This window comes from Aeromonas sanarellii (genome assembly GCF_000820085.1).
GTDB classification, from domain to species: domain Bacteria; phylum Pseudomonadota; class Gammaproteobacteria; order Enterobacterales; family Aeromonadaceae; genus Aeromonas; species Aeromonas sanarellii.
The window spans coordinates 74,189-94,529 of record NZ_CDBN01000007.1; the positions used below are offsets into that span (position 1 = coordinate 74,189).

Sequence of the window (20,341 nt, forward strand, 5' to 3'; positions counted from 1 at the left end):
TTTGTGCACGGTGGCCGAGGGAGGGGTTATTGGGCCGGCTGCTCGGCGGCCGGCTCGGTGACGGCTTCTTCAGGGGCGGGTTCGGCAGCAGGTTCGGCGACCGGCACGGACTGCACGCCGGTGACTCGCACCTCGACCCGGCGATCCGGGGCCAGGCAGTCGATGAGGGCGGCCCTGGCCTTGACGGCATCACACTGGGTGCCGGTGACCGGGTTGCTCTCGCCATTGCCCTGGATGCTGACCTTGTCGGCAGGCAGGCCCTTGCCGATGAGGAAATCGGCCACGGTGCGCGCACGGGCTTCGGACAGCGCCTGGTTGTTGGCGTCGGAGCCGATGCGGTCGGTATAGCCCATCACCAGGGCGTTGCCGTCCTTGGGTTTGACGTCGACGATCTGCTGGTAGAGATCGTCCAGGGCGGCCATGCCTTCCGGCTTGAGCTCCGCCTTGCCGAAGGCAAACAGCACGTCAGAGCTCAGGTTGAAGGTCTGATCCACCGGTTCGGGGGCCGGCGGCGGGGCCACCACCATGGGGGCCGCCACCGGCACGGCGGCGACGGTGCGGTTGGGGTGCAGCACCAGCTCTATGGTGGCGGTGCTGATGTCGCTAACCCAGCGCTGGGTACCGCTGCCCACCTTGTCGTTGTCCGAGTCATCTCCCACCCGCACCATGTAGCGATAGCGGGCCTGGATGTCGATCCAGTCGTGCAGCCTGGCGGTCATGCCGAGTCCGGCCAGCGGCGCCAGGTTGTCCTCGCTGCCGTTGATGGACTTGACGCTGTAGAGGTAGCCACCACCCTCGGCAAACACCGAGAAGATGTCGTTCAATGGCAGGCGGCCCAGGATCGACAGGGTCGCCCCCTGGTTGCTGAATTCGTGACCATTGACGTCCCAGTCCCCGCCCGAGAGATAACCCAGTTCGGCCCCCAGGTTTTCGGTGAAGTTGTAGCCGGCGAAGGCGTTGTACGCGGTGTCATCGTTGCTGACATCCTTGCTGAAGTCATCGAGATCATGGGCCCATGCCCAGCCTGCCCCCGCGCCTATATACCAGTCATGAACAGGTGCCGCCTGTGCCGCTCCCGTCGCCAATACCAGTGCAATCCATACCGGTTTCAGTCTAATGTTCATCGCGTTTCCTCGTCGATGTTGGGTGTTATAGGGCTCCCAGCCCTTTGTTATGTATAACCAACATTATGTATAGGCCATATGAGACGTTTAACCACTTAAGTGGCGACCCCGTATGGAAAATCTGTGAGGAAGGTGACAACTGGTTCGCCCCAGAACGGGGGTGGGAAGGGCAGGCTGATGAATAAAAAAGGGGCCGAGTGGCCCCTTGTTTGGTTGCGGGTTGCCCGCTTACTGCTGGACTTCCTGCACGCCGGTGACGCGCACTTCGACGCGGCGATCCGGCGCCAGGCAGGAGATCAGCTGGTTCTTGCCCTTGACGCCGTCACACTGGGTGCCGGTGACCGGGTTGGCTTCACCACGGCCCTCGATGGAGACCTTGCCCGCCGGCAGACCCTTGCCGACCAGGAAGTCGGCCACGGTGCGTGCACGGGCTTCGGACAGCTTCAGGTTATAGGCGTCGGAGCCGATGCGGTCGGTGTAACCCACCACCACGGCGCTGCCGTCTTTCGGCTGGACGTCGACGATCTGCTGATACAGGGTGTTGAGCGCCGCGGTTCCTTCCGGCTTCAGGGTGGACTTGCCGAAGGCAAACAGCACGTCTGAGCTCAGGGCGAAGCTCTTGTCGACCATGACGGGCTCGGGAGCCGGCTCGGGAGCCGGTGCGGCCACAGGTGCGACATAGGCTTTGCGGTTCGGGTGCATCACCAGCTCCAGGGAGGCGACGCTCATGTCGGTCTTCCAGGTCTTCTGATCGTCGCCCAGATCCCAGATGTAGCGATAGCGAGCCTGCAGATCGAGCAGATCGGTGAGCTTGGCGCTCAGGCCCAGACCGGCCAGCGGCGAGGTGCCGTTGTCGCTGTCACCGTTGCCGTTGACGTGGTTGAAGTAGGCACCGCCTTCGGCGAACACGGAGAAGATGTCGTTCATGGGCAGGCGGGCGATACCGGACAGGGTCCCACCCTGGGTCTTGAAGTCGACGCCGTCGACGCCACCCTTGCCGGCATAGAGATAGCCCAGCTCGGCGGCAAAGTTTTCGGTGAAGTTGTAGCCGCCGAACAGGGAGATCGCGGTGGCGTCCTTGTCGGCATCCAGGCCGAAGGAGTCCAGGTCGTGGCCATATGCCCAACCTGCCCCCATGCCTGTGTACCAGTCGTCAGCCGCCTGGGCCGTGGTGGTTCCCATGGCTGCAATAGCCAGAGCAATCAGGGTTGGTGCCATTTTCATTTTCATCGTTTTATCCTCGTTGAGTTGCCGTGCTAAGGGCGTACTGCGCACTCTTTGTTATACCGGTCGCAGATGACACTTCATGTGCGACACCGTGAACGCGTCACGGACGGCTTGAATAAAAAAATGGATGGTAACCTGGATTCTCATGAAGCTTATTCTCCATGGACAACGCACCGGGCATTCAGCACTTTTAATAGTTCATCCAATGTCTTACAAGCGCAGCTACTGTATTCTTTTGAATCAGCTTGATCAAGTTTCCGGTCAGATATGCAGCGCTGGCGCCGGTACCATGGGGCTACCGCCAGAGTGGGAAGAGGGGGAGAGGTGAGACAGGAGATGTCGCCGGGGAAAACGCCAGACAAGCAAAAGGGGATGCCGTGGCATCCCCTTTTCGCATTATCTGAGCGAGGTCAGATTACTGCTGAACTTCCTGTACGCCGGATACGCGTACTTCTACGCGACGGTCCGGAGCCAGGCAGGAGATCAGCTGAGCCTTGGCCTTGACGCCGTCACACTTGGTGCCGGTGACAGGGTTGGCTTCGCCACGACCTTCGATGGCAACCTTGCTGGCAGCCATACCCTTGCTGACCAGGAAGTTGGCAACGGTACGGGCACGGGCTTCAGACAGCTTCTGGTTGTAAGCGTCGGAACCGATGCGGTCGGTGTAACCAACGACAACGGCGTTGCCGTCTTTCGGCTGGAACTCAACGATCTGCTGGTACAGGGCGTTCAGGGCTTCCACGCCTTCGGCCTTCAGGCTGTCTTTGCCAAAGGCAAACAGCACGTCGGAGTTCAGGGCGAAGTTCTTCTCAACGATTTGCGGAGCAGGAGCCGGAGCTTCTTCAACAACCGGAGCCGGAGCCGGCGCTACGTAGGAAGTGCGGAACGGGTGGTAAACGGCTTCCAGGGTCGCAACGCTCTGGTTGGACTTGTAGCGTACGTCGTCGGCGTGCAGGTCAGCCACGTCCCACATGTAGCGGTAACGAGCTTGCAGGTCCAGCGCGTCGTTGACCTTGTAGGTCACACCGACACCGGCCAGCGGGGATACCTTGGTATCGCTGGTGCCCAGACCGTCGGTGTGGCCCCAGTAGGCGCCAGCTTCACCGAACAGGGAGAAATCGTTGCCCAGCGGCAGACGAGCGATACCGGACAGGGTGGCACCCTGGCTCTCGTAACGGTTGCCGTTGGTGTTGCCACGGCCGGTGTATTGGTAGCCCAGCTCGGAACCGAAGTATTCGTTGAAGTTGTAACCAACGAAGGCATTGGCAGCAGCCGCGTCTTCTTCACCAGCGTTCACGCCTTCGATCTTGTTCAGACCGTTGAAGTGAGTCGCACCAACACCGGCACCGAAGTAGATGTCGTCAGCGGCGTGCGCTGCAGTTGCACCCATGGCAGCCATGGCGATGGCGATCAGGGAAGGAGCCATTTTCATCATAAAATAATCCTCGTTGAGATGGCACGTTGTCCACGTGCTTCGCACTTTGTAATTTATGTAAGCTGCTGGCTCTGTCGACCAACGACCGTTGGCGCGAACAGGGATCCTAGATCCATCCAGGAGGCACGCATCTGGGTGCACAAGTGAGCGGGTTGCACTGTCGACAATGCACGAACTCCGCCACGAACAGCCGATGTCATTCCGATGACGTGGCGCACTTTATGCCCATTTCAAAACATGATCAAGCTCACAGATAACCCATGGGGCAAATTGTGTCGTATGGATAACTGGCTGTTTCTTCGAATTTATTAGTGATCCAAGTAGGCGCGGTGCAGTTTTTTCTCAAGCTTCATATAGGCCTGAGCCCAGGCGTGCTGCGGGCTTGCGCCTGCCACCCTGGCCGAGAAGACCGCGAGATAATCGGCCTCGGTTGCTTCGCATAGCAAGGGGGTGAAGCTGAGCAAGAAATGGCGGGCGAGATAGGGGTCGAGGGGCCAGATATTGAGGATGGCCCGCGCCACAGGCTGAACGGCGGCTGAACAGATGAAATGGAGGTGACCGGCAGCCAGCCAGGCTTCCATCTCGTGCAGACCCAGCTCGGGCACTATGCCGCCATCCCCTTTGGCCTTCGCGAGCGCCATCCGGTTACCATTTTCCAGCCTCAGGGTGCCATCTTCCTGCAGGACTCCGTCGTGGCTGCGCAGCCCCGACGTCGCCGGGCATTCGAGATAGAGGCTGCACTTGTCCGAGAGGGCCGCCAGCACGGTGGCCGCGTCGTGCTGCATGGCCGCGGGCAGCCAGAATGCCTCGGCCCGGGTCTGCTGGCCCTGGCTGAGTTGACGGGGGAGGGATGCGGGATCCGAATCCGGGTGGAGACGGGAGATGATGCCGGGAAATGCCATGCTGATGACTCTCTTGGAAATAATCGGCGAATTATACGAGCGATGGCCGGGCAACCGGAAAGGTTTCTTTTCGAGACTGTTTACCTGAAGCGGCTCTGCGATTACCATCCCCGAGGTTTGTTAGGGTTGTCGTCGAAAGACGCTGATTATAGATAGAGGCTCGACCATAACGAGTCCGTTCAAAACTGATACACTTGACTACGAGTCGTCGCGAAAAATAAAGGTGGAGTCAATCCGCCGAACGGAGTATGGAACACATGAATTCAAATATCGTAACTGTTGGCAAGAAGATCCGTCAGATCCGCGAAGCGGTAGGCCTGAGCCGTCCCAAGTTTGCCGATCTGCTGGGCGTCCCCCCAACCACCCTGAAGAACTATGAACTGGGTTACCGTGAAGTCGGAGGCGCCTTCCTGGTCGCCCTGGCTCATCACCCGGATCTGCACAAGTTCACCCTCTGGCTGCTGGCCGACAAGAAAGTCGCCGAAATCGGCCAGATCGGTCCGGACGATATTGCCAAGGCTTGATGGCCTGAGCCTTGATAAAAATGCCGCCCTGGAGGCGGCATTTTTTATTTTTCAAAACAGAGGCTTGTTTAAATAAATACGGCGTTATGTGCGATGTGTGGCGATTTCAGCGAAATCAGCTTGTGGAACTGGATTAATCCCCGGAATATTCCGACCCTTTGAATTCAGGCCACTGCTGCGCACAACGAGACAAACATGAGTCAAACCACATCCAAGGCCAGAGATGGCTTTACCAGTACCTTTGGCGTGCTGGCCGCGACCCTGGGGTCGGCCGTCGGGCTTGGCAACATCTGGAAGTTCCCCTACCTGACCGGGGAGAACGGCGGCGCCGGCTTCCTGCTGGTCTATGTCATCGCCACCCTGCTGGTGGGGCTGCCGGTGATGATCTCCGAGATCATGCTGGGGCGTCAGGCCAAATCCGATGCGGTGAGCGGGCTCATCAAGCTGGCGCCGAAGGGACAACCCTGGTGGCTGATCGCGGCCATGGGGGTGAGCGCGGCCTTCCTCATCATGTCGTTCTACTCCGAGGTGGCGGCCTGGGTGTTTGCCTACATCTTCAAGGCGGCCAGCGGGGATATCCTCTCGACCGATCCCGCCGTGACGGGGGCGGCCTTCAACGCGCTCATCACCAATCCGCTGCAGAGCCTGCTGTGGCAGTGGCTGGTGCTGGCCCTGATGGGGGGCATACTGCTGATGGGGGTGGCCAAGGGGATCGAGGCAGTCACCAAGCGGCTGATGCCGCTGCTCTTCATCCTGCTGCTGGTGATCGGCATCCGCAGCCTGACCCTGCCAGGGGCGAGCGAGGGGCTGGACTTCCTGTTCTCCCCCGATTTCTCCAAGGTGACCGCAGGCGTCGTGCTGACGGCCATGGGACTGGCGTTCTTCAAGCTCTCCATCGGCATGGGCTGCATGATGACCTATGGCAGCTACTTTCGGGATGACCAGCACATTCCCCTGACCACGGTCCGGGTGATGTGCGCCGATCTCTTCGTCTCCATGCTGGCGGGGATCGCCATCTTCCCGGCGGTGTTCGCCTTCGGCTTCGAGCCGAGCGCCGGCCCCTCCCTGCTGTTCATCACCATACCCGCGGTGTTTGCCAGCATTCCGTTCGGTCACCTGTTCATGGTGCTGTTCTTCGTGCTCTCCGCCATCGCGGCCACGGGGGCCATGCTCTCCATCCTGGAGGTACCGGTCTCCGTGCTCTCCGAGCGTTTTCACATGAGCCGCAGAAGGGCCACCCTGATCAACCTCTTGGTGCTGGGGGCGGTCGGGTCGACCTGTGCGCTTTCCAACAGCACCCTGGCGGACGTGCAGATCGCCGGCAAGACCTTCTTCGATCTGTTCGACTTCGTCTCCTCCAACGTGCTGATGCCCCTTGGCGGCATCTTCCTCTGCCTATTCGTCGGCTGGGTCTGGGGCTTCGAGCGGATGAAGACGGCGCTGACCAATGGCGGCGAGCTGGAGCTGCCCATCCTCAAGCCCCTGTTCTTCATCATCCGTTACGTGTCGCCCCTGCTGATCCTGATCGTGATGCTCAAGGGGCTGGGGCTGTTCTGACCGCGGGGCCCGGACAGCAAAAGAGCGCCTGATGGCGCTCTTTTCATTGGTATCCCTGGGCGTCAGAGCAGGCCGAGCCGGGAGAGTTCCTCCTTGAGCTGATCCAGGCTGCGCTCGACACAGGCCTCCCCCTCGTTGATGGCGTCGTTGGCGCGGTGGAAGTCCATGATGGAGAGGTTGCCGAGGCGAGGGCAGAGCTGGATCTCGGGGGGATCGCCGGCCATCCGGGCCCGGGTGATGCGCTCCTGCATGATGTTGATGGAGCCGGTCATCACCCCCCACATGCCGGGGGTACTGGGTTCGGTGCGGCCGAGCCACTGGCTGAACAGCCCCCCCGGGGCGGGTTCGTCCGGCTCGTCCGTCCAGGGCTGGTGCAGGTCGGTGTTGAGGTTGACGGCGATCACCACCTCGGCCCCCATGGCGCGGGCGAGCGAGATGGGCACGGGGTTGACCACGGCACCGTCGACCAGCCAGCGGTCATCGATCCGGGTCGGGGTCAGGATGCCGGGCATGCCGCAGGAGGCGCGCACGCATTGGCGCAGGGGGCCCCGCTGCAACCAGATCTCGCGGCCGGTATCGAGTTCGGTGGCGACGCAGGCGAAGGGCAGCGGCAGGCTCTCGATGGCGGGATCCCCCAGATGGCCGGCGGCGATGCCGAACACCTTGTCACCGCGGAACAGGCCGCCGGAGAGGGCGGGGTCGAGCAGCCCCATCACCTGCAACCGGTTGAAACCGCGCACCCAGTTCTCCAGTTTGTCCAGTTCGCCGGCGGCGTAGGCGGCGCCGACGAAGCTGCCGATGGAGCAGCCAGCCACCAGATCCGGCTTGACGCCGAGGCGCTCCAGCGCCCGTATGATGCCGATGTGTGCCCATCCTCGGGCAGCGCCGCTGCCCAGGGCCAGACCCAGGCGGGGTTTTCGTGCCACAGTGCGTCTCCTGATGTGAATTGGGGTTCCAGCTTACCCCGGCTTCTCCTGCCCGTCATCCTGCCAACTTTCGCGGCGATTGCGACCGTTGCCCTTGGCCTGATAGAGGGCGAGATCGGCGCGGCGAATGGTCTCCAACAGTGTGCACGAGGGGGCTGGCGGCAATGGCTCGGGCTGAGCATGAGGCGCAAATCGGCCATCAGTGCAGGGCAGAACCCTCGTCATCGTCCCGGGAAGATGGTTTTTGATGATCTTCTCGCCAGGTTGTTACGTTTTGTCACATTTATACATAGTCGCGGCATAGTCAGGGGGTAACATGGTGCCATCCTTGATGAAGCTCTTTCCCTTTCTCTCTTTGACTGCATGGATCCTGTGATGAAAACGCGCGTGTGGCTGTGGCTTTTCCCTCTTCTACTGTTGCTGGCGGCGGGGGCCTGGCACCTGCGGCGGGACGTCCCCGCCAGCAAGCCCGAGCCAAGACAGCTCAACATCAGGGCCGAAACCGTCAGGCAGAGCCTGGCCGAGCCCTCCATCAAGCTGGTCAGCAAGCTGGCGGCCAATCGCTCCGTGGTGGTGAGTCCCGAGGTGACCGGCCGCATCGTCAACATTGCGGTGCGATCCGGCCAGCAGGTGGAGCAGGGGCAGACCCTGATCGCCCTGGACGCGGGCAAGCAGCAGGCGGAGCTCGCCGAGCAGAGCGCCAGCGTGCGCGACGAGGCGCGCAAGTTGCGGGACATGCGCCGCCTGGTGGCGCGCGGCGCCATCACCACCTCCGAGCTGGAGGGGCAGGAGGCCACCGTCGCCCAGGCCCAGGCCCGGGTGGACGCGGCCCGTTACGAGCTCTCCCTGCGCACCCTGGCCGCCCCCTTCGACGGCACCGTCAGCCTCATCGACTTGAGCGAAGGGGCCCTGGTCAACAGCGGTGACGTGCTGCTGCATCTGGACGAGCTGGCGAAGCTGCGCCTCGATCTGGCGGTGCCCGAGCGCTACCTCTCCCTGCTGCGCCCCGGCATGGCGGTGACGGCGACCAGCTCCGCCTGGCCGGATCAATCCTTCTCCGGGGTGCTGGAGACCCTCGACAGCCGGATCTCCAGCGACACCCAGAACATCAAGGCGCGGGTCATCCTGCCCAACCCCGGCGGCCAGTTGCGCCCCGGCATGCTGATGAACGTGGCGCTCGAACTGCCGGCCCAGAAGATGACCCTGATCCCGGCCCAGTCGGTGGAATACGCCGGCGAGCAGCGCTTCGTCTATCGCCTGGAGGCGGACGGCCGGGTGAAGCGCGTGCCGGTGGAGCTTGGCGACACCCATGGCGAAGAAGTGTGGGTGCTCAAGGGGCTGAACGTCGGCGATCGCATCGCGGTGGAGGGGCTGGTCAATTTGCGCGACGGCGCCCTGGTACGGGATCTGGGCGAGGTGAAAGGCTGATGTGGCTCTCCGATATCTCAGTGCGCCGCCCCCTGGTGGCGGTGGTCATCAGCGCCCTGCTCACCGTGTTCGGCCTGGTGGCCTTTTCCAAGCTGACGGTGCGGGAGATGCCGGACGTGCAGACCCCGTCCGTCTCCATCACCACCACCTATGAGGGGGCGGCCCCCGAGGTGATGGAGAGCCAGGTCACCAAGCCCATCGAGGACCAGCTCTCCGGCATCAGCGGCATCAAGAACATCAACTCGGTGACCCGCAAGGGGCGCTCCTCCATCACGGTGGAGTTCAAGCTCGGCTGGAACATGCTGGAGGGCACCTCGGACGTGCGCGACGCCATCTCCCGGGCCAGACCCAGGCTGCCAGACGGGGCGGACGAGCCCATGGTGACCAAGGACAACGGCAACGGCGACGTGGCCATCTGGCTGAACTTCAGCAGCACCCAGATGGACCGCACCGCCCTGACGGATTACGCCAACCGCATGCTGGTGGATCCCCTGAGCCTAGTGGACGGGGTGAGCGAGGTGCAACTCTCGGGGGATCTGACCCAGGTGATGTACGTGCGGCTGCGCCCGGCCGACATGGCGGCCCGCGGCATCACTGTGGCCGACGTGCAGGATGCCCTCAAGCGGGAGAACATCGAGCTCCCTGGCGGCGAGATCCGCAACAACACCATGACCATGGCGGTGCAGATCGCCCGCCTCTACCACAGCGCCGAGGATTTCCGCTCCCTGCCGGTGACGACCGCCGCCAACGGCCAGAGCATCTACCTGGCGGACATCGCGGATGTCGAGGTGGGGGCCAAGAACGAAGACAGCGCCTACCAGCGCAACGGCCGCGAGAGCCTGGGGATTGGCATAGTCGCCCAGTCCACCGCCAACCCCCTGGCGGTGGCCCAGGGCATCGAGAAGAAGCTGGTCGAGATGCAGCGCTTCCTGCCGGAAGGGGCAAAGCTCGAGGTCGACTACGATTCCACCATCTTCATCAAGCAGGCCATCGACGAGGTGTACGAGACACTCGCCATCTGCGCCCTGCTGGTGGTCGCCGTGCTCTATCTGTTCCTCGGGCAGGGGCGCACCACCCTGATCCCCGCCATCACGGTGCCGGTCTCCCTCATCTCGGCCTTTATCGGCGCTTGGTATCTGGGCTTTTCCATCAACCTCATCACCTTGCTGGCGCTCATCCTCGCCATCGGCCTGGTGGTGGACGACGCCATCGTGGTGGTGGAGAACATCCACCACCACCTGCAACGGGGGGAATCCCCATTGATGGCGGCCTGGCACGGCACCCGGGAGGTGGGGTTTGCGGTCATCGCCACCACCGCCGTGCTGGTGATGGTGTTCGTGCCCATCGCCTTCATGGAGGGCATGGTGGGGCGGCTCTTCACCGAGTTTGCAATATTGCTCTCGCTCGCCGTGCTCTTCTCCTCCCTGGTGGCGCTCACCCTGACCCCGGCCATGGGCTCCTGGCTGATGCGCGCCGTGGACAAACCCAACACCCTGACCGCCACGCTGGATAAAGGCCTCGGCTGGGTGGAGCGGCGCTATCGCGCCCTGCTGGGGGCCGTGCTGCGCCACGCCGTCTGGATGCCCCTGGTGCTGCTGCTCTGCCTTGGCGGCATCGGCGCCCTCTTTGGCAAGCTGCCCGCGAGCCTCACTCCCACAGAGGACAGGGGCGTGCTCTATGTGTTCGTGAAGGGAGCAGAGGGCACCAGCATAGAGCGGATGAAGCGCAACATGCAGCAGGTGGAGGCCGCCGTCCTGCCGCTGCTCGGCAAGGGGGTGGTGCAGGCGGTGAGCTTCAGCACCCCGGCCTTCGGCCGCGGCGGCGATCAGACCGGCATGGCCATCATCCAGCTCAGCGACTGGGCGGTGCGGGAGCAGACGGCCACCGAGTTCGGCCGCTCCCTGAGCGGGCTGCTCGCCGACATTCCGGACGTGATGATCCGCACCTTCCAGCCGGGCTTTCGCGGTGGCTCCACCGCCGCCGTGCAGTTCGTGCTGCAGGGCTCCGATTACGGCGAGCTATACCAGCAGGGGCTCATCTTGCAGCAGGCGGCGCGCCAGAGCGGGCTGATGCAGAGCCCGGATCTCGACTATGCCGAGAAGACCCCGGAGCTGCAGGTGACCATAGAGCGGGAGAGGGCCAGCCAGCTCGGCATCCCGGTCTCCACCATAGCAAGCTCCCTGCAGGCCCTGCTCGGGGGCGTCAGCCAGACCACCTATGTGGACAGGGGGAAGGAGTACGACGTCTATCTGAGGGCCAACCAGACCCAGTTCAACGGTATCTCGGATGTGAGCCGTATCTACCTCAAGGCCGCCAGCGGCGAGATGGTGAGCCTCTCGACCCTGGCCACCGTCACCCAGGTGGCCAGTCCCCAGCGCCTCAACCACTATCAGCGCCAGAAGGCGGTCACCCTCACCGCGGACCTGGCCCCCGACCACACCCTGGGGGAGGCGCTCGACTTCCTGGATGGCTGGGCCGCGGATCATCTGCCCATCGGCATGTCGGTGGATTACGCCGGCGAGTCCAAGGATTATCGCGACAACCAGGGGGAGATGGCGCTGGTGTTCGGCCTGGCCCTGCTGGTGGTCTACCTGGTGCTGGTGGCCCAGTTCGAGAGCCTGCTGACCCCGGCGGTGGTGATGATGACGGTGCCGCTCGGCATCTTCGGCGGCCTGCTCGGCCTCTGGCTCACGGGGCAGGAGCTCAGCATCTACAGCCAGATCGGCATGATCATGCTGATCGGCATGGTGACCAAGAACGGCATCCTCATCGTGGAGTTCATCAACCAGTTGCGCCAGCGGGGTGAAGGGTTCGAGGAGGCGATCATCAAGGGGTCGGTGCGCCGCCTGCGCCCCATATTGATGACGTCGCTCACCGCCATCATAGGTGCCGTGCCCCTGATGCTCTCCATGGGGGCGGGCTACGAGAGCAGGATGGCCGTGGGGACAGTGGTCTTCTTCGGGTTGTCGCTCGCGACCCTGGTCACCCTGCTGGTGGTGCCCGCCATCTATCACCTGATCGCCAGACGTGCGGGGATGACGGGGGCGCGGGATCGGCTGGTGGACGAGGTGCTGGCCACGGCAGCTCCGGCCAGCCCGTCCCCAGTGCAGGGGGAGGACGCCCCCGAGGGGCGGGACAAACCGGCGGCCTAGCGTGCCGACTCGGATGACAACAAGCAGGGCGCCCATGGGTGCCCTGCTTGTTGATGAACACCGAGTCTGTCACGCCGACCCGCGGCACCCGCTCGAAGCAGCCCTTTCCCCTCGCGTTCTGTGGGGGCAAAAAGCCGTCGCCCCCGCCTGGCTCTGCCGGTATAATGCGCGACCCGAATTGTTCCAGGTGGTCAAAATGCAGCCGGTTACCAACCTCTTCTCCTATCCCCGTTACTGGGCCGAGTGCTACGGCACGGCGCCCTTCCTGCCCATGTCCCGCGCGGAGATGGACAAGCTCGGCTGGGACAGCTGCGACATCGTGCTGGTGACAGGGGATGCCTATGTGGATCACCCGAGCTTCGGCATGGCGGTGATCGGCCGCATGCTCGAATCCCAGGGTTTTCGGGTCGGCATCATCGCCCAGCCGGACTGGTCATCGAAGGATGACTTTATGCGCCTGGGCAAGCCGAACCTCTTCTACGGGGTGACCGCGGGCAATATGGACTCCATGATCAACCGCTACACCGCCGACAAGAAGCTGCGCCACGACGACGCCTACACCCCGGGGGACGTGGGCGGCAAGCGGCCGGACCGCGCCACCCTGGTCTATACCCAGCGCTGCAAGGAGGCCTATAAAGAGGTGCCGGTGGTCATCGGCGGCATCGAGGCATCGCTGCGCCGCATCGCCCACTACGACTACTGGTCCGAGACCATCCGTCGCTCCATCCTGATCGACGCCAAGGCCGACATCCTCATCTACGGCAACGCCGAGCGCCCCCTGGTGGAGGTGGCTCACCGCATCGCAGGTGGCGAGACCATCGACACCATGCAGGACATTCGCGGCACCGCCGTCATTCGCAAGGAGCCGCTGCCGGGCTGGCGCGGGGTCGATTCGAGCAAGCTCGACCAGATTGGCCGCATCGACCCCATCCCCAACCCCTATATGGAAGGGGCGCCCTGCGCGGACGACGAAGGGACCGCGCCGATGGAACAGGAGGCCAAGCCCATCCTGGTGCAGCCCCCCAAGCAGAAGCCCTGGGAGAAAACCTACGTCAAGCTGCCGGCGTTCGAGCGGGTGAAGGAAGACAAGGTGCTCTACGCCCATGCGTCGCGTATCCTGCACCACGAGACCAACCCGGGCTGCGCCCGTGCCCTCTCCCAGGCCCACGGCGATCGCATCATCTGGGTCAACCCGCCCGCCTTCCCCCTCGAAACCGACGAGATGGACGGGGTGTTCGGCCTGCCGTATCAGCGGGTGCCGCACCCGGCCTATGGCAACGAGAAGATCCCGGCCTACGACATGATCAAGACCTCGGTCAACATCATGCGCGGCTGCTTCGGCGGCTGCTCCTTCTGCTCCATCACCGAGCACGAAGGGCGCATCATCCAGAGCCGCTCGGAAGAGTCGATCCTCAAAGAAATCGAAGAGATCCGCGACAAGGTGCCGGGCTTTACCGGCGTCATCTCGGATCTGGGCGGCCCCACCGCCAACATGTATCGCTTACGCTGCAAGAGCCCCAAGGCCGAGCAGACTTGTCGGCGCGCCTCCTGCGTCTGGCCGACCATCTGCCCTCACATGGACACCGACCACAGCCCGACCATCAACCTCTATCGCAAGGCGCGCGATCTCAAGGGCATCAAGAAGATCCTGATCGCCTCCGGGGTGCGTTACGACATCGCGGTGGAAGATCCGCGCTACATCAAGGAGCTGGCCAAGTACCACGTCGGCGGCTACCTCAAGATCGCGCCGGAGCACACCGAGGAGGGCCCGCTCTCCAAGATGATGAAGCCCGGCATGGGCAGCTACTACAGCTTCAAGGAGCTGTTCGACAAGTACTCCAAAGAGGCGGGCAAGCAGCAGTACCTGATCCCCTACTTCATCTCCGCCCACCCGGGCACCACGGATGAAGACATGTTGAACATGGCGCTCTGGATTAAAGCAAACCGCTTCAAGCTGGATCAGGTGCAGAACTTCTACCCGTCGCCGCTCGCCAACGCCACCACCATGTATTACACCGAGAAAAACCCGCTCAACAAGGTGAGCCGCCAGGGCGGGGACGTGTTCGTGGTGAAAGGGGAGCGTCGTCGTCGCCTGCACAAGGCGCTGCTGCGCTACCACGATCCGGCTGGCTGGCCCATGATCCGCGAAGCCTTGCTGGAGATGGGCAAGGGCCACCTCATCGGCAATGGCCCCGACTGCCTGGTGCCGCCGGAAGGCCGTGGCGAAGCCAAGGCCGAGCGCAGCCGCAGCAAGGGCCTCAAGCCCGCGTTGACCCGCCACAGTGCCATCACCCATCAGCGCAGCAACGGGGCTGGCAACAAGGCCGCCCGCAGCGAGGCTGGCGCAGGCAATGCCCCTGCGGCCAGCAAACATGGCGGCAAGACGGGCAATGGCAAACCGATCGGCTCTCAGCTCCAGAAGGGCTCGGGCAACGGCAAGTTTGCCGTGCAGGGCGCAGGGCAGGGCACTGGTCAGGGTAAACCGGCAGGGCAGGGGAAACCCGCTCACAAAGGCAAGGCCCCGAGCCGCGCAGGCACTGCCAAGCCGGGCGCCAAACCCGCCACTCAAGGCGGCAAGCCCGCGGCTAAAGGGAATAGTGCCAAGCGACCGGCTCGGTGAGTTTCCCTGTTGTTGGGGAAAGCAAGAAATAACAAGGGCGACCAGATGGTCGCCCTTGTTTTATTTGTATCTCGTATGTTGGCAGGAGGAAGCAGTCGCTCAAGATAGCGGTTGGTATCGATAACTATATGTTTTTATTTATATTTAATATTTTCAACTATAGGCGGGCAGTATATGTACCATTGATACGGCTGACTACACCGGGCAAGTGGCCACGATCTGCTCATTCTCGATCTTCACCAACATAGTCACAGGTTGGAGTTGCTTGGCAATGACTGCTTCCACAGCCCGCAGATCCCTGGCGATCTGTTCTTTGCATTGTGAGACTTCAGCCACCAGCCGGTCGTTCCATTCCAAGAGCGAGAGCTTACGTTCGTTCACGGTGAGGTTCTTGTTCCAGAGCGCCGACATAGACTTCACCTTCCGTCGCATGAATGCGTCGGTGCTGGAAAGCAGATCGCCGCCTTCCACCAGCTCCTCTATGGCCTCCTCGATGCTCCGCTTCCTGGTCTCCTTCAGGCGGTCCTCACCTGGATAGGCGGCCAGGAGCTGCAAACCGCAAGCTCTTGCTCGAATGCAGAGCAGCAACTGCTGGTACAGGTCATTCAGGAGATTCTGGTGCCCGCGGATAGCATCTTCCATGCCCTTCGACCCGAACATAGTCTCGTCTTTCACGTTCAGGATTGCCAGGTTCTCGTGTCGGATGTCGGCCATAAGGTGCTCTTGGACCTGGATCAGTTGGGCTTCATGGTGCTCAATCTGGCTCCGAACGCTTTCGGATAGCTCACCAGAGAGGACTGCCTGTGCCACCTGCTCGAAGTAGCGAGTAGCGCCCTTTATAACAGAGCAGCGCTCGTTCTTCTGAAAATCAAGGATCCTGTCGACGCTCATTTTTATCTCGGAGAGCTTCCTGCTGATGTCCGCCAAATGTTTCTGTGCAACTACCACCGATGCCACCTGGAGCAAGGCCGATGCGTTTACGATTGTGGAAAGTTTGTTGGGATCCATCAGGGTGCCGTGACTGGGCTTACCATCGATCATTGTTATGAGCCTGTAGCCATCCTGCCCCTTGGCCTTCAGTAGCGGCCCGTTGATCACGACCTCCATATATTTACCTGTCGCGACCTCGCCAGCCGTCGCTAGGCTTGGTACTCCCTGGAGGAGAGAATTGAGCCTGCTAATGCCATCGTCACTGTCAACAGGGTTCCATTCAACCACCTTCGGCTTCGGGATGCGCGCTAGCGACAGCACCGGGACTTCTTCAGACGTCCCGATGACGAGCGCGTCCGAACGAACCAGAGACCGGACTGCAGGTGCCGTATTAGCAACAGTCTGATGCACCCGAGCCGGGCTTGTGACCTCCAGGTACTTCTTGCGCAGGTACGCGATGTGTAGGACGCAAGGAACCGTCACTGAGAAGGCGGGATCTGCGATGCTGAAGACCGACACACCCCACCCTATTGGGCCGAGAGCCAACCGTGCCATCAGCAGAGTGCCGCCTTCCCGGATGACGTTTTTCGCATTGATATTGGTTCCTTTGGCTGCATCGGCACGAGCCTCCGCGATGAGTATCTCTCGCTCCTCCTCACTAAGCGCTTTCCACTGTCGGTCTAGGAAGATGGTCAGCAGGTTACTCTCGTTCCTGACTGTCTCGCCATCGCGGCACGGAACGTCGAGTTTCTTGCAGACGTCGAGGACCACCTCGTCATAAGAGGGCCCTTCTCCGCCGCGCATCAGGTTCCGGATCGTATTCCCGCCGAACAGTCGAATTTCGTCTGCGATGAACCGGTGGTACTTGGTGTGGTCGGGACTGTGTCGCTTGTAGTCTTCGTTGATGTCCAGTAGGTTTGAGAGCTTTTCGGTGATGCAGATCACTAGAGGATCCAAGTCTTCCTTGGTGCAGGCGGACAGAAGGGCGTACAGGTCCCCCTTGGCGATGTCCTTGATCTTTGTTCTCATTCAATTTCCTCATGGCCCGATCTCGTATGTTGGGCTTTACAGGCTTAGCGCCGACCTCCGTTTGTGGAGGTTGTGACTGGGCAGAGCGAAGCTCAACGTTTAGCGCGACGCCAATGTTACCGAACCATCCAATGTTTATCAGGTGGCTATTCCCTTATTCCGTACCAGAAGCAATATCAGTGGCCCAATTACGGTTTATCTATCCCATCACTGATGTTGGACTTCGCAAGCTCCGCACCAATCTACGAATTACAAAAAAACACGCTACCGCCCGTGGATTACAGCCATTGACCGGCAGGGTATCCATCGTGGTTCAACAGGCACTGATGGGTAGACTAAGCCAAACGAATCAGCTCATGCGAGCTCAGAAGTGATGCAACCATCAGAAAATCATCGTTTTTTGAGCCGTATCATCAAAGAGCTTAAGCAGGTGCGATAAAGGCGGGCAAGCTGGTGCGGCTTTGCTATCTTGATCAGCCTTATGGATAAGGGGAGGGGCTGAATGGCCGGCTCCCTTGCACAGGAGCAATAGATGGCGGTGAAAGCCAAATCCAGAAGAGAGAAGATTGGCAGCGGGCTTGGACTGGTGATGGGGCTCATTGCCTTTAACCTGATTGCGCCCCTGCTCCTCGAATCAACAGAGATCTCGGATATGAACCGGATGATCGGGGCCATGATCAGTGCCATGATCTGCTCCGAGCTGGGTGCCCGAATCGGCAAGTGGCTCGATGCCAGGGAGTAGGCCAAAGAACTGGCGAAAGAACCCGAATAGAAAGCGCCGGATATTACTCTGTCTGCATCCCATCCATCACAAGGAGTCCCCATGCGCATTGCCCTCGTAGGTCTTGGCGATATCGCCCAGAAGGCTTATCTGCCGCTGCTCGCGAGCGACGAGCGAGTCACCCCGCTGCTCTGTACCCGGAGCCCAGCTGTATTGGCTAAGCTGGCCCGCCAGTACCGGATATCCGAGTGCTTTACCGAGGTGGAGGCGTTGCTGGCTAGCCGCCCGGATGCGGTGATGATCCACGCCGCCACCTCGGTGCACTTCGCGTTGGCCGAGCAATGTCTGCGGGCAGGCATCCCCACCTTTGTGGACAAGCCGCTCTGCTTTGATTACGCCGAGGCGGAGGCGCTCGCCAATCTCGCCATCGCGAAGGGCTGCCCGCTCTTTGTGGGTTTCAACCGCCGCTATCTGCCCGCCATGGGCGCCGCCCGTGCCCAGCCGCTCACCGAGCTTCACTGGCAGAAGCACAGACACTATCTGCCTGGGGCGCCACGCCAGTTCCTGTTCGACGACTTTATCCATGTGCTCGACAGCCTCTGCTTCTACGGCGGCGTGCCGGACGGGGATCTTCATGCCGTGCTGCGGCGCAGTGCGCAGGATCCGGACATGCTGGTGAGCGCGAGCGTGGCCTGGCAGAGCGGGCAGGTGGCGGTGAGCGGCAGCATGAACCGCAGCGCCGGCATCACGGAGGAGCGCATCGACGCCTATGGCGACAACCTCTCCCTGCATATCGAGAACTGCACCCGGGGCACGTGCGCGCGGGACAAGGCCGTGCAGACCCTGGCACCGGACGACTGGCAGCCGGTGCTGGCGAGCCGGGGTTTCGTGGCGATGCTCGATCACTGGTATGGGCAGGTTGAGCTGGGTCGGGCCGACGGGGCGTTGATTGAGAGCTATCTGCACGGCCACCGGCTGGCGGAACGACTGGTGGCCCTGGCGGGGGAGTGACCCCGTCGCAACCGGCCGGCATAACTGGCCAGAGAAGCTGCAGACCACTGTACAAGATGGCGCATCCCTGCGCAGTCAGGCGACCTGGGCGCTGCCGCGCGAGCCAAGCGGGGGCGAGTTTGCTATCTTGGCCGCCATGAACAGCCTTCAACACAGCAGAGTCTCATGAGCATTATCTTGGGGATCGACCCCGGCTCCCGGATCACCGGTTACGGCGTCATCCGCATCGTCTCCGGCAAGGCGCAGTACCTGGGGTCGGGCTGCATCCGTACCGATCTGGGCGAGCTGCCGTCCCGCCTCAAGCAGGTTTACGACGGGGTGAGCGAGATCATCACCCAGTTCAAGCCGGACGAGTTTGCCATCGAGCGGGTCTTCATGGCCCGCAACGCGGATTCGGCGCTCAAGCTCGGCCAGGCCCGTGGCAGCGCCATAGTTGCGGCGGTCAATGCCAGCTTGCCGGTGAGCGAGTACTCGGCGACCCAGATCAAGCAGGCGGTGGTGGGCACCGGCGGCGCGGGCAAGGAGCAGGTGCAGCACATGGTGATGCACCTGCTCAAGCTCTCGGCCACCCCCCAGGCGGATGCGGCGGACGCCCTCGGGGTGGCGCTCTGCCACTTCCATACCCGCCAGAGCCTGATCCGGATGGCGGGCCAGGCCAGCGGCTCGGTGCGCGGACGTTATCGCTGAGCCCGGTGCTCCGCCTTGGCAGAGTGCGAGAGAAGGGTGAGCCAGATGTCGGCGCCTGTTGGCAAAAGCGCTGATTGAGTCACGATTTGTCGCACCTCCTCAGGGGACTCCCATGAGAAAGCCCCATGGGGCGGGACTGGTTCTTTCTACCTAATCAACAACTTGTGATTAAGATCACACATTCCCCCCGGTGCGGGCCGGCTTCGCCTTGTGCCGCCACACTCCCATAATATGGCGCCTGTTTAATAACAGTGTTCGTATGAGCCTTTCCTGGCTCCTGTGTTAGTCATCATGGGGAGAGACAAGAGTGAAACCTTTTGCTGCTGAATTTATGGGGACCTTCTGGCTGGTGCTGGGGGGCTGCGGCAGCGCCGTGCTGGCCGCCGCGTTTCCGAACGTGGGGATCGGCCTGCTGGGCGTGGCCCTGGCATTCGGCCTGACCGTGCTGACCATGGCCTATGCCATCGGTCATATCTCCGGCTGCCACCTGAACCCGGCCGTGACCGTCGGGCTCTGGGCCGGTGGTCGTTTCCCGGCCTCCAACGTGCTGCCCTACATAGTGGCTCAGGTGCTTGGCGGGATCGCGGCGGGTGGCGTGCTCTATGTCATTGCCAGCGGGCAAGCGGGTTTTGATGTGAGCGCCGGTTTTGCCTCCAACGGTTATGGCGAGCACTCCCCCGGCGGCTACAGCCTGCTGGCGGCCCTGGTGTGTGAAGTGGTGATGACCGGCTTCTTCCTGTTCGTCATCATGGGCGCCACCGACAGCCGTGCCCCGGCCGGGTTCGCGCCCATCGCCATCGGCCTGTGCCTGACCCTCATTCACCTCATCAGCATTCCGGTGACCAACACCTCGGTCAACCCGGCGCGCAGCACGGGTGTGGCGCTGTTCGTGGGTGACTGGGCCATCGGCCAGCTCTGGCTGTTCTGGGTTGCCCCCATCGTCGGTGCCATTCTGGGTGCATTGGCCTATCGTGTGATCGCCACGAAAGAGTGATGTGTTGCTAAACAACGTGTGGTATCGACACGCCCCCGGGCGTGTTTTTTTGTTTCTGGCGGGCACGAAAACGG

The 20,341-nt window shown here is 62.1% G+C and carries 15 protein-coding genes; 9 read left to right on the forward strand and 6 right to left on the reverse strand.

Features of this window, described 5'->3' with window-relative positions; translation table 11 throughout:
• Positions 1–26: 26 nt before the first annotated feature.
• The 4 genes from BN1132_RS01410 to BN1132_RS01425 form a co-directional block, all read right to left on the reverse strand.
• Positions 27–1,124, reverse strand: coding sequence for an OmpA family protein (locus BN1132_RS01410; RefSeq protein WP_042074339.1), 1,098 nt, complete (start codon positions 1,122–1,124; stop codon positions 27–29).
• 228 nt (positions 1,125–1,352) lie between these two features.
• Positions 1,353–2,354, reverse strand: a complete 1,002-nt coding sequence (ompA, locus tag BN1132_RS01415; RefSeq protein WP_042074341.1) for a porin OmpA — start codon at positions 2,352–2,354, stop codon at positions 1,353–1,355.
• A gap of 412 nt (positions 2,355–2,766) precedes the next feature.
• The gene (ompA, locus tag BN1132_RS01420) at positions 2,767–3,786 is read right to left on the reverse strand and encodes a porin OmpA (protein ID WP_042074342.1); all 1,020 of its coding nucleotides are present in this window, start codon (positions 3,784–3,786) and stop codon (positions 2,767–2,769) included.
• Between the two features lie 308 nt (positions 3,787–4,094).
• Entirely contained in the window at positions 4,095–4,688 is a 594-nt protein-coding gene (locus tag BN1132_RS01425) for a hypothetical protein (protein ID WP_042074343.1), read from the reverse strand.
• A 257-nt stretch (positions 4,689–4,945) separates the two neighbouring features.
• Between BN1132_RS01425 and BN1132_RS01430 the strand changes: the two genes are divergently transcribed.
• Both BN1132_RS01430 and BN1132_RS01435 read left to right on the forward strand, forming a co-directional pair.
• Complete coding sequence (locus BN1132_RS01430; protein WP_010673503.1) at positions 4,946–5,212, forward strand: helix-turn-helix domain-containing protein; 267 nt, start codon at positions 4,946–4,948, stop codon at positions 5,210–5,212.
• Positions 5,213–5,407: 195 nt separating this feature from the next.
• On the forward strand, positions 5,408–6,769 hold the full coding sequence (locus BN1132_RS01435; RefSeq protein WP_042074344.1) for a sodium-dependent transporter: 1,362 nt from the start codon (positions 5,408–5,410) through the stop codon (positions 6,767–6,769).
• 62 nt (positions 6,770–6,831) lie between these two features.
• Here BN1132_RS01435 and BN1132_RS01440 read toward each other — a convergent pair whose 3' ends face one another.
• On the reverse strand, positions 6,832–7,695 hold the full coding sequence (locus BN1132_RS01440) for a patatin-like phospholipase family protein (protein WP_042074346.1): 864 nt from the start codon (positions 7,693–7,695) through the stop codon (positions 6,832–6,834).
• A 375-nt stretch (positions 7,696–8,070) separates the two neighbouring features.
• Here BN1132_RS01440 and BN1132_RS01445 point away from each other — a divergent pair, with 375 nt between their 5' ends.
• The 3 genes from BN1132_RS01445 to BN1132_RS01455 all read left to right on the forward strand — a co-directional run bounded on the left by BN1132_RS01445 (position 8,071) and on the right by BN1132_RS01455 (position 14,895).
• Positions 8,071–9,123, forward strand: a complete 1,053-nt coding sequence (locus BN1132_RS01445) for an efflux RND transporter periplasmic adaptor subunit (RefSeq protein ID WP_042074347.1) — start codon at positions 8,071–8,073, stop codon at positions 9,121–9,123.
• Positions 9,123–12,275: an efflux RND transporter permease subunit gene (locus BN1132_RS01450; protein WP_042074348.1), complete on the forward strand. Its 3,153-nt coding sequence runs from the start codon at positions 9,123–9,125 to the stop codon at positions 12,273–12,275. The genes BN1132_RS01445 and BN1132_RS01450 overlap by 1 nt, the downstream gene beginning before the upstream one ends.
• Before the next feature lie 196 nt (positions 12,276–12,471).
• Positions 12,472–14,895 carry a YgiQ family radical SAM protein gene (locus BN1132_RS01455; RefSeq protein ID WP_042074385.1) on the forward strand — a complete coding sequence of 808 codons (2,424 nt, stop codon included), beginning with the start codon at positions 12,472–12,474 and terminating at the stop codon, positions 14,893–14,895.
• 195 nt (positions 14,896–15,090) lie between these two features.
• Here the strand turns inward: BN1132_RS01455 and BN1132_RS01460 are convergent, their stop codons facing one another.
• On the reverse strand, positions 15,091–16,854 hold the full coding sequence (locus BN1132_RS01460) for a YaaW family protein (RefSeq protein WP_042074349.1): 1,764 nt from the start codon (positions 16,852–16,854) through the stop codon (positions 15,091–15,093).
• Positions 16,855–17,386: 532 nt separating this feature from the next.
• Here BN1132_RS01460 and BN1132_RS01465 point away from each other — a divergent pair.
• From BN1132_RS01465 to aqpZ, 4 genes are all read left to right on the forward strand, one after another.
• Positions 17,387–17,596 carry a hypothetical protein gene (locus BN1132_RS01465; RefSeq protein WP_042074350.1) on the forward strand — a complete coding sequence of 70 codons (210 nt, stop codon included), beginning with the start codon at positions 17,387–17,389 and terminating at the stop codon, positions 17,594–17,596.
• Between the two features lie 81 nt (positions 17,597–17,677).
• Positions 17,678–18,586, forward strand: a complete 909-nt coding sequence (locus BN1132_RS01470) for a Gfo/Idh/MocA family protein (RefSeq protein ID WP_042074352.1) — start codon at positions 17,678–17,680, stop codon at positions 18,584–18,586.
• 165 nt (positions 18,587–18,751) lie between these two features.
• Complete coding sequence (ruvC, locus tag BN1132_RS01475; RefSeq protein WP_042074353.1) at positions 18,752–19,273, forward strand: crossover junction endodeoxyribonuclease RuvC; 522 nt, start codon at positions 18,752–18,754, stop codon at positions 19,271–19,273.
• 307 nt (positions 19,274–19,580) lie between these two features.
• Positions 19,581–20,267 (forward strand): aquaporin Z, encoded by a 687-nt coding sequence (gene aqpZ, locus BN1132_RS01480; protein WP_042074354.1) that lies wholly within the window; start codon positions 19,581–19,583, stop codon positions 20,265–20,267.
• The last annotated feature ends 74 nt before the right edge of the window (positions 20,268–20,341 follow it).

Coding starts and splice junctions, on each gene's coding strand:
- BN1132_RS01410 (WP_042074339.1), bottom strand. CDS start 1,124: ATGAACATTAGACTGAAACCGGTATGGATTGCACTGGTATTGGCGACG.
- ompA (WP_042074341.1), bottom strand. CDS start 2,354: ATGAAAATGAAAATGGCACCAACCCTGATTGCTCTGGCTATTGCAGCC.
- ompA (WP_042074342.1), bottom strand. CDS start 3,786: ATGATGAAAATGGCTCCTTCCCTGATCGCCATCGCCATGGCTGCCATG.
- BN1132_RS01425 (WP_042074343.1), bottom strand. CDS start 4,688: ATGGCATTTCCCGGCATCATCTCCCGTCTCCACCCGGATTCGGATCCC.
- BN1132_RS01430 (WP_010673503.1), top strand. CDS start 4,946: ATGAATTCAAATATCGTAACTGTTGGCAAGAAGATCCGTCAGATCCGC.
- BN1132_RS01435 (WP_042074344.1), top strand. CDS start 5,408: ATGAGTCAAACCACATCCAAGGCCAGAGATGGCTTTACCAGTACCTTT.
- BN1132_RS01445 (WP_042074347.1), top strand. CDS start 8,071: ATGAAAACGCGCGTGTGGCTGTGGCTTTTCCCTCTTCTACTGTTGCTG.
- BN1132_RS01450 (WP_042074348.1), top strand. CDS start 9,123: ATGTGGCTCTCCGATATCTCAGTGCGCCGCCCCCTGGTGGCGGTGGTC.
- BN1132_RS01455 (WP_042074385.1), top strand. CDS start 12,472: ATGCAGCCGGTTACCAACCTCTTCTCCTATCCCCGTTACTGGGCCGAG.
- BN1132_RS01460 (WP_042074349.1), bottom strand. CDS start 16,854: ATGAGAACAAAGATCAAGGACATCGCCAAGGGGGACCTGTACGCCCTT.
- BN1132_RS01465 (WP_042074350.1), top strand. CDS start 17,387: ATGGCGGTGAAAGCCAAATCCAGAAGAGAGAAGATTGGCAGCGGGCTT.
- BN1132_RS01470 (WP_042074352.1), top strand. CDS start 17,678: ATGCGCATTGCCCTCGTAGGTCTTGGCGATATCGCCCAGAAGGCTTAT.
- ruvC (WP_042074353.1), top strand. CDS start 18,752: ATGAGCATTATCTTGGGGATCGACCCCGGCTCCCGGATCACCGGTTAC.